Genomic DNA, 14,059 nt, shown 5'->3' with positions numbered 1-14,059 from the left:
TGCTAGCGAGATGAGTGAAGTTGAGTCTAGCGTTGAACCCGAGTCTTACTCTACCGACGAAGAAATGCAACCTGAGTCTTATTCTACTGAAGAAATGGAACCCACTGTCGAAGAACCTGCACAGTAATTTAAAGTTGGGTTTCAAGTTGGGTTGGAGTTAGTTGAGAGGGGAAATTTTCCCCCAACAGGTCAGCTTCTCACTAAAATTTTGTTAAATTAGAACACTCAAGTATCCCCTGCTTTGTGCGGGGGATTCTCAATTTAGAAAACTAGACCCCAAAAATAAACTCAATACATTTGGAGAAAATATGAGCAAAACTCAGTCAAAAGCAACTCTAAATCTTGAACAAACTTTCAGAGTTAAAGAGTTTGTAGAAATAATTTTGTTATTTTCTATCTCAGCCGGAATGAGTTGGTATCTGGATATGATTCAGCTAACTACAACACCTCTTATGGTGGGAATCGGTTTGATAGCCGCCGGAATTAGCATTGGATATTCTACTCTAGAAACGGTTTTAATTGGCTGGACAGTGTTAACCCTCGTGAGTGTAATTCTGATTGCTTCAATCGCGATTTTTGTCCCACTAACTGCACTGAAAATTTCGGCAATTTCGATGATTAGCCTTCTCGTGGGTGGTACAAGTGGAAGTGTGATGTTTTGGTTAATTCAAAGAAGATTATTTCTCAGTTTGGGTCGAACTAAAGGAATTGTGATTGCCAGCTTGATGATTGCTTTAGGTCTGCTTTTACCCTTCTAGTCTCACAAATCTTGATTGGAGATTTTATGGAAATTATCTTGACGCTTGGTTTATTAGTTATTGCATTAACCTGTTTTATTTTCGAGTGGCTTCCAGTTGATATTACCGCGATTTGTGTTGCTGTTGCTTTAATGCTATTCGGATTAGTGACACCGGAAGAAGGAATTGCAGGTTTTGGCAACTCAGCAACCATTACCGTCATGGCAATGTTTATTTTGAGTGCTGGAATTACCCGTACAGGTGTTGTACAAGTTGCCCGAGATGGATTAACAAAATGGGGAGGAAATAACCTAACTCAGCAAATTATTGCTATGGGAATTATTGTCGGCCCGATTAGCGGTGTGATTAATAATACTGCTGTGGTGGCTATTTTTTTACCGATTATTGAAGATTGGTGTAAAAAACAACGAATTTCTGTTTCTAAGTTGTTAATGCCGCTTTCTTTTGTCACGATTTTAGGGGGAATGATTACTTTAATCGGAACATCTACTAATATTTTAGCAAGTGGTGTTTCCAAAAAGTTAGGGTATGGTGAATTTAGTATTTTTCAGTTTACAAAGCTTGGAATTATTACTTTTATTATCGGTTTAATTTATTTGGCTTTTATTGCCCCGAAACTCATCCCCAATCGTAAACCCCTAACGAATGAATTTCTAGGTCAAGATTATGATATTAAAGAGTATTTTACCGAATTAATTATTACCCCTCGTTCTAGTCTTGTTGGACAAACTCTCAGCCGCAGTGAAATTCAACGTAAGTTTGATCTTGATGTTCTAGAAGTCATTCAAAATAATGTGCGTTTTTCTCAACCCTTGGGCGATAAAGTTTTAGGTGTTGGGGATATTTTAGTGATTCGGAGTAGTAAAGAAGATTTACTAAAAATTCGGGAAGAACGAGGGTTAAGTTTATTACCCGATATTCAATTTAAAAATGATGAAATAGAATCTATTTTAACCTCGGAAGAAGAAAGAATCGGAGAAGTTTTAATTTTATCAAACTCTCGGTTAATTGGGACAACACTCAAAGATTTACGTTTCCGACAACGCTATAATGCAACGGTTTTAGCGATTCGTAGAGGGGCAGAATTATTACAAGGTCGTTTAGGTCGAATCCCCTTACGTTTTGGTGACTTGTTATTAGTTCAAGGGCCAAAACAAAGTTTTATTGGTTTACAAACAACTCGGGAACTTCTGGTTTTAGAACAACAAAATGTTGAAAAAATTCGTACTGATAAAGCATTGATTGCGGTATTAATTACTGTTGCAGTTATTCTTGTTGCGGCTTTTAACTGGCTACCTATTTTAGTAACAGCTTTAACTGGCGTAATTTTAATGATTGTTACAGGTTGTCTTAAACCGGGTGAAATTTATGGTGCGGTGCGTTGGGATGTGATTTTTTTATTAGCAGGTTTGATTCCTTTAGGAACCGCAATGGATAAATCCGGCGCCACCGAATTACTCGCGAATTTCATTGTTGGTTTAGGCGGTAATCTTTCCGGTTATTGGATTTTAACCTTTTTCTTTATTGCTACTTCTCTACTCACCGAAATTCTCTCTAATAATGCTTCGGTTGTGTTGATGATTCCGATTGCAGTAGAAGTTGCTAATACTCTAAATCTTAATCCTTTAGCGTTTATGTTTGCGGTTACATTTGCCGCTTCTAATAGCTTTATGACTCCGATTGGCTATCAAACAAATACGATGGTTTATGGCCCTGGAGGATACAAGTTTTTAGACTTCTTTCGTGTCGGCGCACCCCTGAATTTATTGATGGCAATTGTCACACCTTTATTAATTGTGTGGTTGTATGGTTTACAACCGATTAATTAAGATTTTGATCAATTCCCTAAAGGTGAAAGTGGGGTTTGATCGGCTTTTTCTCTCAGAAGATAGAGGAAACAGGGTAAATTTTTTGAAAGTTTACTCCTAAAGCAGGATGAAAGTCTAGCCCCCAGTTGATTATAGTTATAGAAGATTCAAATTTTGAATGTATTGATAATTAGGAGATTAAAGTAATGCCAAGTGATATAAGAAATGAACAACAAAAAAATTCTGAGATTCAACAACCGATGAAACCCGAGGAAGTTGATCCTCAACAAAAGCGTCAACATAAAGCAGAATTAAAAGAAAAGGGAAACAACCTCACGGGGAACCCCGGTGAACGCATTGATGATTCGATGTCTATCGAAGAAAAAGCCAAACAAGTTGCTGTTAATGCGCCGGATGTGACTGGAGATCATGTCGTGGTTCCCACTTATTTTATTGCAGAAGATGAAGATGGGGAAAAAGAAGCGTTACACCATGTACGTGATGCTGAAGAAATTTCTGATGTCATTCGTCAAGCGCGAGTTGATGAAGATGGGAATCGTAATTGGCGGTAAGCTTAATCACTTTATTCGTGTAAATTCTCATTAATCAGTAATATAAAATCCCTAGTTTTTCAAAAAGCTGGGGATTAGCAGTCTATAGACAAGTCTTAATTAATTCTATACTCATCTTTTCCTTTGACTCAAAATATGTTATGCTACTTTCATTAAGAGCAAGTCAGCCTAATTTATCATCATTTCCTTAACAAAAGTGCTGAGAATGATGAAAAGCGGAGGAACCAAATTTTGGGGCGTATCTCTGACTCCTGATGAGTCAAGAAGGGTATCTCTCAACCCTAGCCCGTCAGCTAACTCCGTCGGCCTTGAGGGAAGACTGAAGAATCGACACAGATTACAATGTCTTGATTCTCTCGGTTGAAACCATTGGTACTGCTCGCTTCTGTGTACCTATTTGTTTAATTGAGGCATTGTAAAACATAAACTTTTGATGGCTTAGGTTGAAAGTCTATACAACTCGACTTGGGTTGAATTATGTCAATGAGTCAGTGGGTTGAGTGGGGTGAAACTTTTTTCAAACTTCTCAAACCCAACTTAAAACGTTAAGATTTCTCGGTTATCCAATCTTGGCTATTCTCCGAGAAGTCTAAATTTGTAAAGGTTAATTAATTCCTCGAAACACAATCTAATTCCTTACAGGTTTACTACTATGGGTACAATGAACTCTTTCATCGCAGCCACAACATTTATCTGCGTAATTTTCTTTATTACGACTGATTTTTTGCACCTAACTATTGCTGCATTTCTGGGTGCATTAATCTTGATTTTTGTGCATATAATGACTTTACCAGAAGCCGTTAACTACATTAGTCAAAGTTTTCCAACTCTCGCCTTATTTTTTGGAGTAATGGTATTAGTTCGTGCCTTTGAACCTACTAATTTTTTCGCCTATTTAGCTACAAAAATGGTCATTTTATCCAAAGGAGAAGGGAAACGATTACTTCTAGGAATTGTCGCCATAACGACTCCAATTTGTGCGATTCTTCCTAATGCTACAACTGTAATGTTACTCGCCCCTCTCATTCCCCCGATTGCTACAAATATCGGAATAGACTTTGTTCCCTTGCTAATTTTAATGGTGTTTGTCGCCAACAGTGCTGGATTATTAACCTTAGTTGGAGATCCGGCTACATTCATTGTTGGGGATGCAATTAACCTCAGTTTTACAGATTATTTACTTCGTCTCAGCTTAGGAGGTGCAATTGCTGTAGCGAGTATCATCTTTTTATTGCCGATTTTATTCCCTACAATTTGGAATCGTAAATTTCAAAACCTCGAAAAACTTCCTCAACCTAAAATTAATCATCCAAGAACTTTAGCCATTGGAGGTTTAATTGTTGCTTTTGTTGTCACCTTCTTTGTCATTGGAGAATCCTTACCGATTCCTATTTCTCCAGCATCTGTCGCTTTACTTGGTGCGGCTTTAGCATTACTTTTAGCCCATCACAGTCATATTGATTCTATTAATAATATTCTCCGAGATCTAGACTGGAGTACCTTACTGTTTTTTATGTCTACTTTTGTCTTGATTGGCGGACTCGAAAAAACAGGAGTGATTAACAGTTTATCCGGAGTTTTAGCAACTTTAATTGGTCAAAATATTGCTTTGGGTTCAATTATTTTACTGTTTTTTGTCGGACTATTTTCTAGTGTGATTCCTAATATTCCCCTCGTTGTGGCAATGGTTCCTCTCCTCAAACAATATTTAGTAAATGTTGGTTTAGCAGGCGCGGAAATTCTCACTCCTGGCTTTGAAGGACAATTACCCCTTGAAGTTTTACCTTTATTTTATGCGATGATGTATGGTGCAACTTTAGGCGGCAATGGGACATTACTGGGGGCTTCATCTAATATCGTTGCAGCAGGAATTGCTGAACAAAATGGTCGCACTATTTCATTTAAAAAATTTATCAAATATGGATTACCTGTAATGGGTGTTCAACTGATAGTCGCTTCCCTATATGTCAGAATTATGTTTTTGAAATAGAGAAAAGCTTAAACTTTTTAGAAAAATGTTCAACTTGGACTTGATTTTAAAAAAAATTGAGTTGAGTTGTGAATTGTCTCAAAAATAGGTTATCGTTAGTATTTATTTTGAGCAATGGATGCCAACGATGCAACTATTCAATTGGCTACCGGATAGCCCCATTGTTACCTTTACGATTTTACTCCTGGTTTCTCTCACATTACCGCCCTGGTTTGAACGTCTACGCCTTCCGGGTTTAGTCGGATTATTATTAGCGGGTGTGGTTTTAGGAGAACATGGCTTAGGGTTGTTAAATTCTCAGTCTGAAACCATGAAATTGCTATCAGACATTGGGAAAATTTACTTGATGTTTGTGGCGGGTTTAGAAATTGACTTGGTGCAGTTTCAAAGCAAAAAAAATCGTTCCATTGGCTTTGGAATTTCGACCTTTATTTTTCCGATGCTAGCGGGAGTTGCAATAGGTTTATGGTTTGGTTTTGGGTGGAATGCAGCGATTTTAATTGGTTCTTTATTGGCTTCTCATACACTACTTGCTTATCCCATTGTGCAACGCTTAGGATTAATTGATACTGAACCGATTATTATCAGTGTTGGCGCCACGATTTTTACCAGTATTAGTGCTTTATTAGTTTTAGCAATTTGTGTTTCGGTACAAGCCGGAGAATTTTCACTCTTTAGTTTGAGTTGGCAGTTGGGAACCTTAGCGATTTATTCGGCTATCGTTTTATTTGGTTTTGATTGGGCAGGAAAAGCCTATTTTAAACGAAATGGAAGCGAAGAAGGTAATCAATTTTTGTTTGTTTTATTGTCAGTGTTTCTTGCTTCTGTTGGCGCACAAATTATTCAAGTCGATCAAATTGTCGGAGCCTTTTTAGCGGGTTTAGCGGTTAACGATGCGGTCGGAAATAGCTTAGTTAAAGAAAAAGTGGAATTTGTGGGTAGTGTATTGTTTATTCCTTTTTTCTTTATTGCGATGGGGCTTTTTCTGAATGTTCCAGTTTTTATCTCAACCCTAACCACAAATTTTACCTTGCCTTTAGCCATTGTTTTAGGATTGATTGTTAGTAAATTTATTGCCGCCTGGACTGTCAAAATACTCTACGGTTATAGCTTAGATGAAACTCTCTTGATTTGGTCACTTTCTCTACCTCAAGTTGCCACAACTCTAGCCGCAGCTTTAGTAGGTTTTAATGTGGGTTTACTCAATGAACAAGTCTTTAATAGTATTATTGTTTTAATGTTGGCAACCTCGATTCTTGGCCCGTTGCTGACTCAACAATATGCGCCCCGTTTGCTGACCCTCAAACCTAAACTTCCTCTTAATCCCAATCAAGCTTTAATTTGGTGGGAAAATCGTCAACAACAAGCACAAGAACCCCCACCTTTTACAGTTGTTGTTCCCATTTCCAACCCCGATACTCAAGGTTATTTAATGGAAATGGCGGCTTTAATTGCTCGTCACGAAGGCGGTTCAATAGTCTCTTTAGCGATCGCAACTCACGACCAAGTTCACATGGATGAACCCGAACTGCAAAGCAATTTACGGCAGAATCGCATCTTATTAAAACGTTCGGTAGAAGTGGGGAAAGCCTTTAACATTAAAACCGATCCTATTCTGCGAATTGATAGTGATGTTGCGACAGGAATTATTCGGACAGCCTGCGAACAAGAGGCGAGTTTAATTGTCATGGGTTGGAGTGAAACCAGTAGTTTAAGAGCGCGACTTTTTGGAACCCTAATTGATAGTGTATTTTGGTCATCTCATTGTCCGGTAGCAGTGATGCGACTGTTACAAGAACCTGTAGAAATTCGGCAGATTTTAGTCTTAGTAAAAAGTATTGCACCGCGAACGATTAGAACCATTCGTTTTGCTCAACTTTTGGCTTATACCAATCAAGCGGCGGTCACTTTATTACAGATTTGTCCCGCTCAAACTTCCAGTGATCAAATTACCCTGATCAAAAGGGAACTCACTGAAGTTCTCAGCGCTGAAAGCTCTCAAATCAAGTCTAATGTGATCGTCAAGGCGACCAATGATGTCGTAGAAACGATTTTAAACCAAGCCAAAGGATTTGATCTCGTTGTTTTGCGATCGCAACGTCGGCGCACAGCAGGGGGTTTAGCGGTGAGTAGCGTTACCCATGAGGTCATGCAAAACCTAGAATGTTCGGTTGTGATGTTCGGTGAACCGCAAATCTAGTAGAAGTCGTGAATTCAGCACTGCCACCGTTGCGTTTTTTCTTGAAGTTTGGGTATTTTGTTCGACCCGCAAAGAAGTTCGCAAAAGCGGTTTGTAAGTGCCTCAATCCTTGTTGAAGTGGAACTGAACTGACCTCGTTCAAGAAGTCTAATTCCTCCTTTCTTTTCCATTTCGTCAACATTGAAGAAGTTTGAGAATAGCCTACTCGTTCTTGATGTTCATACCACGCTTGAGTGCGTTCCGCTAGTGCCTTGTTGTACACCAGTCTCACACACCCCAATGTTCTTCTCAACAAGTTTTCCTGTTCAGAAGTTGGATAGAATCGGTAACGGCAGGCTTTCTCTATCATCTGCATACTTTGAAACGTTTTTATCAATCCTCTCCTGATAACCACATTGGTCATCACTTAACCCTAGTTTGGGAAGACCCGAATATCGTACCGCCTATCCTACAACTTAATTAAGGTTAATCAGGGGCAAGTGCTGCTAGAGAACCCCTCAAAGCTTGATGTCAAGTCGTTGGGGCTAAATTTCTGAAAAGTTGATAAAATTTCTTTGATATTAATAGATCTATAGTCATGACGACTCGTCCTCTTACCTGGGCAGAACTAGAAGCCCTCACCAACTTTGAGATTGATACCGTTAACGGCCCGACAAATGCTCAAGCGCGTTTACGTCTATTTGGTCAAAACGAGTCTGATGTGCGCGTAACTCTCTATCGCGATAATCATGCTTGGTGTCCTTACTGTCAGAAAGTCTGGCTATGGCTAGAGGAGAAACAGATTCCTTACCGCATCAAAAAAGTCACCATGTTCTGTTATGGCACTAAAGAGAGTTGGTACAAGCGTAAAGTACCTTCTGGTATGTTACCTGCCCTTGAACTTGATGGTCGTATGATTACCGAAAGTGATGATATATTAATGGCCGTCGAACAGGTGTTTGGCCCCTTAGTCTTCGGAATGAACGACCCCAAAGTTTTGCCGTTGCGACAGTTGGAGCGACTTCTGTTTAGGGCTTGGTGTGGTTGGTTATGTTATCCAACGCGCTCGCCAGGACAAGATCAACGCAACAAAGAACAATTTATTGGGGTAATGGGAAGGGTTGAAGAGGCTCTCGGTCGCACACCTAGCCCCTACTTCCTAGAGGAGTTTTCCACGGCTGATGTGGTTTTTACGCCCTATGTTGAACGGATGAATGCCAGTTTGTACTACTACAAAGGCTACTCCATGCGAGAAGAAAATCCGGGTTTTAGTGCTTGGTTTGATGCAATGGAAAGCCGCCCCACTTACCGAGGAACTCAGAGCGACTTCCATACTCATGTTCACGACTTACCGCCCCAAATGGGAGGCTGTTACGAAAACGGTGAACCCCAAACCCGAATTAATCAAATACGAGTGGATAACGGCCCTTGGATGGGACTGCCGGATGTGAAGTATCCTGAACCGGAAAACTCTCGTGCTGAAGCGCTACAACGGGTGATTAAACACCGTAGTAATATTATTAAAGTTAATCCCGCTGATGACCAGTTGTTTGATGAAGCTCTACGATGTGCTTTAACTTACATGATGACGGGTGAAATTTCAATACCGCCTTCTGGGTCTGATGTGGCTTTGCGATATTTGCGCGATCGTATTAATGTGCCACGAGATCTGTCGATCTATGCCGCCAAACGTCTGCGAGAAGCGTTAGAAGAAACGGCGGCTTTAGTGGGCGTTAGCCAAGGTTCTCCCATTCCGGTTCAACATCGGCGAGATCAAGATCCAGTCAATTTTGCCTCCTAAATTCGGGGAAGATCAACGCGAAAGTTTTACCCCAAATTATAGTTACATTACATTCTATTTTTCACCCCAGACAACCCAACCCAACACGGGCAGGCCTTGCAGCAACTACCCTAAAAGTTGGATGGCAATGGGTGAGCGCCGCTGCATTCCGCCCCATCATACTTTTCCAACCCAAGAACAGCATCAGCCACGATCATAAAATTTCCCATAAAAATATTTTTGGGTCGTAAGCCATTTGGGTGCCGGACGAGAGCGATCGTCGCTGACAACCGAAGGGCGATTCCGTCTAGCTGTAGCGGCTTGCAAACAGTGAAGCCCCGGCTTGCAAGCCGCTATAATTACAAACCTAATTTTCTCTGCACCTTGAACCATTTGTAGAGCAAATTGAGCAGATGTAAAAGTATCATTTTCGTTTCTCTGGTTTTGTGTTTTCAACTCATCCTTGATTTTCTGGGCTAACTCGTTAATATCAACTACATTTTTACTCTTATCTTTCCACTGAATATTAACTTTCCTATCACTCATTTCTGTGCTATCTAATTTTCTTGACTCTCGGCATAATTCACCTTTCTGAGCGTTGTTAAGACCAAAATGTAAACCTTCTGGTTTTAATGAAATATCTATGGTTTTTACTTCTCCATCAAATAAACAAATTAATACATCTTCTGACAGACGTTCGCTGCGTAATCACCTGTTTATTTTTCTATTTTTAACCATAGATCTGAAGTATTACGACTAATCTTAAACAAACAACAAACCGGAATTTTTTTGTGTCCTCTTTTTATAGCTTTAATTGCTTTTTGACGTAAATCATAACTATAAGATGCTGGCATAGAGTCGCGATCGCTTGATTACTTTCCAACTTCGTTCCTATTATAACAATGTCCTAACCATAATGCGTAGCGCCATATTTGAAGTTTTTTATCATGATTGAGAGAATCTTTTATCTAATCATCAATACTTCAATTTGAAGTGCGGAATGTGGGATTAAAAGCCATCGAATTATACGACCAGCGTTGTTTTTTGTCCATTTGCTATTGGATCGCCAACTACATCTATCGTGGTGAACAACAGTCTGTGATGGAACTATCAATGAGTTCTTGTAACTCTACAGATTCTAGTAAATTAAACCAGTCATTTTTGAGAGTAGAATTACTAGGGTTCTCCTGTATAGTCAGAATAATACTCGTCAGAGCATCATACCAAATTCCATTTTTTGCATAGATTAAATAACTCTGTTCGGCTTGATTATTGTCTAATTGAGTAAGTAGGTCTTGACTGGGTTGAACTCGTTTGATCCAGCCATCAACTCTCGGATTATTTGAGGGATTTTCAGAATCACATACCAGTTCAAAAAACCAATGATATTCCTGTTCTAGTTCTAGGGGTTTTACAGTTGAGGGTAACGTCACTCCAATAATTCCAGGCGTTTCTGATAACTCAATTGAAATCGGTTTTTCAAGAGTGGGACGTTGATTCTCATCTAAAAGCATAAACTCGGCTTGGGAGAGATCTTCATAACTGTAAGGAATATAAAACCAGAACGTTGGATATTTTTGGGTTGTTAAGCCTAAATTTATTGCTGGTATTAAGGCTGTCAAAGACGGCTGAGTTGGAGGACAATTTCCACGACTTGCCCCCCCTTTCCGATTACCCGGTTGCGGTCTACCATCTCCCTCAAAATTATAACGACTTGCTGCACCTATAGTATCTTTTAGATTATCCGTGTCCTCGAACTCCGGTTCTTCTGGATTGTCATTTTCAGCAAGCATTAAAACTGAACTGTTCTGGGGAATATTCTCATTAAGATCATTTATTTGTCCAGTCAAGCTTGGAAAAATTAATAAAGTTGTCAAGTATAAATAAGTTGGTGGCATTGTTCATTAAATAAGTTAATTATAGAATCTTGGGAGAAATAGCTTTTGTTGCACTGGGTAACATTAACGCCAATCCTAACGGAACAATCGGTATCCAACCCCCCCCTTGTGTTAAGGCAATATATCCAATACCACTGATAAAAACAAGACTGACGCTTCCAATAATCAGATAGAATCTTATATTGTTTTGCTGACCAAAGTAGAAAATTAATAGGATTTCTCCGATAACTGCACAGCCTAAAATCAAGAGTATTTCTCCCCATTTTGGTAACACCCAGAGTAAAGGTCGATTATCTTGAACTGCACTGAGAATTTGACTGATCATTTGAGCTTGAACAAAGACACCCGGACTATATTTAATCGGTGAATATCCTGCACTATAAGGCGTTAGAAAACCATCATCAATACTCTGAGCCGTTGTACCAATCAAAACAATTCTATCTTGAATCCATCTCGGATCAAAGCGATCGCTGAGAATATCACTTAATGTAACAGTTTGAGCGGGAGCTTGGGAAGATCGATAATTCAGCATAATTTGATATCCCATTGCATCTAATTGATGATAACCTCCCGTTGTAGGTTTAAGCTTTTTAAACTCAACCGAACCAATCTGAAAAGTCTTTTGTGAAGTGCGTAGAAATTCAACTCCTTCAGCCTTGAGATAACGATAAGCAACCTGATAACTAAAGGATTTGTCTGTATTACATTCAGAATTGGGACTCATTCCTAAAAGCTGACGCCGAACAATTCCATCGGGATCAATAGGTGCATCACTAAACCCAATTTGTTGAAGCGGAACTTCATTGGGAGGGGAAATAGAAGGATTATTTTCACCGCCGCCAACTTCACAAACAACAATTAATTTTTCATCCTCTTTTAAGAGATTGGCTAATTTTTGCTGATTTTTTTTAACCGGAAAAGGACGATAAATATCTAAACCAATCACTCTCGGTTGATATTGGTTGAGTTTTTCTAATAACTGTTTTAGTGCTGTATCGGATAAAGAACCTCGTAATTCATCAGGATTTTGAGCTTGAATATCTTCTTCGGTTACGGTAACAATTAAAAGGCGAGGATCACGCTGTTCATCGGGTCGTAATCGAATTAACGCATCTAAAGCTTTGAGTTCCCAAGTTTGTAAAATTCCCAGCGATCGCATCCCTACAATGAGGCTGGTAATAATCACACTGATTGTTAATATTTTTATCCAATTCTTACATTGTGATCGCGGGGGTTTTGGGAGTGGAGGTTGAGGTTTTTCTGGGGGTTTACACAACTTTTCCCAAGTTAGTGATCGCGCTGTTGGATGCTGAAAAATCACCGGAAGCCAACTCGCACAGGGAAGTTCTTTTTCCAAATCATCATGTAAACGTTCTCGTGCTTTTCGTACTGCAAATGTAAAAGATTCTCCTGTTGTTGCAAAAGCAGTTAGAAAATAATTTAGAAAGCTTTGAGCTACTTTATCTGGAACAATTTCCCGCATAACAATCATGCGAGGAATATGCAAATTACTCAGTTCTTTTGCTAATCCTAATCCATCGCAGGAATTAAAAATCGCTATTTTCAATCCAGATTTAACCGCTTGCCTTAAACCATATTTAAGCTCATTAAGGGTTAAACTATCTTGAGGATTAATATAAATTTTCCCTTGATCATCTTGGGTTTCACTGTGTCCAGCAAAAAATAGAATATCCCAAGTTTTTTCCCAGAGATGATGATTAATTTCTCGGCGTTTTGGTTCAACTAAAAAAACAAGATTGACATCTGGTAAACTCTCCAGTAAACGGCGATCTTGTTCAACATCTATCCCTTCACTATGACCCAGAATTGCTAAAATTCTCACTTGAGGATTTAGAGGTGGAGATGAAATACTGCTATATTCTAAAGAACTAAAAGCCACTTCAGCCTGACGAGACTCCACCCAATCCCAAAGATGCCAGGGAAGCTTTTGAATTTGGGAATTTGATGTGCGAATTAACACTCGAACCATTTGATTGAGACTGAACCAATCTCGCAATTGTCGATCAATTTTTTTAAACTCTGAAGCATCTAGCCATGCTAAAAAGCAATCGCTAAGTTCTTTCGCTGAGTGTTTACAAGCATCAACTGGATTGATTTTACCATCATAAATAATGCCTTCAGTTATGATGCGATAAGGAGCTCCAATTGAACGATAATTTTTCCAATGATGTTGTAAGCAAGTTACCAGTTCGGAATTGGGAGGTAAACCACCTGTAATTTCAAGTTCTCGTTCGTTTACTAACCAAATTTCCAGGGTTACTTTTACCCCAATTTCCAAATTCCCATCTAACTTTAGGACAACTTGCTGTTCCATCATTGGTTACTCACCCCAACTCCAATTTTAGATCACAAACGTTTCAACGATACTTAAATCTTCTAAAGCTACTTTAACACTAAAAATTTCTCCTGATTCTCCACTAAATTTTAATTGAATATTCTTCGTACTCCGAGCTTCGGCTTGCATGACTGTTTCTCCATTTTCATCGAGTAACAGTAGTTGTAGATTTTGAGGTAAATAAACTTGATTATTAATCGGATATAACTCAACTCCAATCCCCATTTCTAACTCGGTTCTCGGCTGCAAACGAACCAATAACCCCACCTGTTCACCTGTTGGTTCTAGATTAAACTTTTTAATTCGTTCAACTCCCAAGTCAGAATTTACAGGTATTAGAGAGTCGGAAGTTATGTTTCTACTTCGCCACGCCATTTTCGGAGGAGAAAGTAAAGTTTCTAGGGTTTCCCAACCTGTCTCGAAAGTATTCTGTAGCCATTGATTAAGTTTAACCGCATTTTCGATTTGACTCGCATATCTGAGAAAAAAATCAAGAGATTTTAACTGATTCAAAGGAACTTCTTCAGTATAAACTTGTTTGATAAAACCTAAAATATTGGCTTCAGTTAAAGCCTTATTGAGTTGTACAGCAAAATAACCTCTGCGGTGATTCATAGACTCAAGCGGAATAGAAACCACTTGTTGACAAGGAAGAACCGGACGACACTCAAATTTACCCAAATGTTGCACATTCAAATCGGCGACATCGCTAAATTTT

10 protein-coding genes, 2 pseudogenes and 1 riboswitch are annotated in these 14,059 nt (G+C 39.1%); of the genes and pseudogenes, 6 read left to right on the top strand and 6 right to left on the bottom strand.

The annotated features are described in order from the left end of the window. Nucleotides 1-308: 308 nt before the first annotated feature. The 5 genes from L8106_RS28245 (at nucleotide 309) to L8106_RS28225 (ending at nucleotide 7,328) form a co-directional block, all read left to right on the top strand. On the top strand, nucleotides 309-758 hold the full coding sequence (locus tag L8106_RS28245; protein ID WP_009787995.1) for a hypothetical protein: 450 nt from the start codon (nucleotides 309-311) through the stop codon (nucleotides 756-758). 26 nt (nucleotides 759-784) lie between these two features. Then, nucleotides 785-2,587 carry an SLC13 family permease gene (locus L8106_RS28240; RefSeq protein WP_009787994.1) on the top strand — a complete coding sequence of 601 codons (1,803 nt, stop codon included), beginning with the start codon at nucleotides 785-787 and terminating at the stop codon, nucleotides 2,585-2,587. A 185-nt stretch (nucleotides 2,588-2,772) separates the two neighbouring features. Continuing rightward, nucleotides 2,773-3,138 (top strand): hypothetical protein, encoded by a 366-nt coding sequence (locus L8106_RS34380; RefSeq protein WP_009787993.1) that lies wholly within the window; start codon nucleotides 2,773-2,775, stop codon nucleotides 3,136-3,138. Between the two features lie 187 nt (nucleotides 3,139-3,325). Continuing rightward, nucleotides 3,326-3,461, top strand: a riboswitch (cyclic di-AMP (ydaO/yuaA leader). A 329-nt stretch (nucleotides 3,462-3,790) separates the two neighbouring features. Further along, nucleotides 3,791-5,128 carry an ArsB/NhaD family transporter gene (locus L8106_RS28230; RefSeq protein WP_039897475.1) on the top strand — a complete coding sequence of 446 codons (1,338 nt, stop codon included), beginning with the start codon at nucleotides 3,791-3,793 and terminating at the stop codon, nucleotides 5,126-5,128. 118 nt (nucleotides 5,129-5,246) lie between these two features. Next, nucleotides 5,247-7,328: a cation:proton antiporter gene (locus L8106_RS28225; RefSeq protein ID WP_009787991.1), complete on the top strand. Its 2,082-nt coding sequence runs from the start codon at nucleotides 5,247-5,249 to the stop codon at nucleotides 7,326-7,328. A 1-nt stretch (nucleotide 7,329) separates the two neighbouring features. Here the strand turns inward: L8106_RS28225 and L8106_RS28220 are convergent. Then, nucleotides 7,330-7,677, bottom strand: a pseudogene (locus L8106_RS28220) (RNA-guided endonuclease InsQ/TnpB family protein); the annotation flags it as partial. 228 nt (nucleotides 7,678-7,905) lie between these two features. On the opposite strand from L8106_RS28220, the gene L8106_RS28215 reads away from it, so the two are divergent. Further along, nucleotides 7,906-9,108 carry a glutathione S-transferase family protein gene (locus L8106_RS28215; RefSeq protein ID WP_009787989.1) on the top strand — a complete coding sequence of 401 codons (1,203 nt, stop codon included), beginning with the start codon at nucleotides 7,906-7,908 and terminating at the stop codon, nucleotides 9,106-9,108. 183 nt (nucleotides 9,109-9,291) lie between these two features. Here L8106_RS28215 and L8106_RS28210 read toward each other — a convergent pair whose 3' ends face one another. The 5 genes and pseudogenes from L8106_RS28210 to L8106_RS28195 all read right to left on the bottom strand — a co-directional run. Further along, nucleotides 9,292-9,633: a hypothetical protein gene (locus tag L8106_RS28210; RefSeq protein WP_009787988.1), complete on the bottom strand. Its 342-nt coding sequence runs from the start codon at nucleotides 9,631-9,633 to the stop codon at nucleotides 9,292-9,294. A gap of 185 nt (nucleotides 9,634-9,818) precedes the next feature. Further along, a pseudogene (locus L8106_RS32685) lies at nucleotides 9,819-9,941 on the bottom strand (IS630 family transposase); the annotation flags it as partial. A 222-nt stretch (nucleotides 9,942-10,163) separates the two neighbouring features. Next, nucleotides 10,164-10,985, bottom strand: a complete 822-nt coding sequence (locus tag L8106_RS28205; protein ID WP_009787987.1) for a DUF928 domain-containing protein — start codon at nucleotides 10,983-10,985, stop codon at nucleotides 10,164-10,166. A 19-nt stretch (nucleotides 10,986-11,004) separates the two neighbouring features. Continuing rightward, nucleotides 11,005-13,323 (bottom strand): CHASE2 domain-containing protein, encoded by a 2,319-nt coding sequence (locus L8106_RS28200; protein WP_083798494.1) that lies wholly within the window; start codon nucleotides 13,321-13,323, stop codon nucleotides 11,005-11,007. Nucleotides 13,324-13,347: 24 nt separating this feature from the next. Next, a partial coding sequence (locus L8106_RS28195) for a DUF1822 family protein (protein ID WP_009787985.1) occupies nucleotides 13,348-14,059 on the bottom strand: 712 nt, incomplete at its 5' end.

It is taken from the genome of Lyngbya sp. PCC 8106, assembly GCF_000169095.1.
Lineage (GTDB): Bacteria > Cyanobacteriota > Cyanobacteriia > Cyanobacteriales > Microcoleaceae > Capilliphycus.
This window is presented reverse-complemented; position numbering and strand designations above follow the sequence as displayed.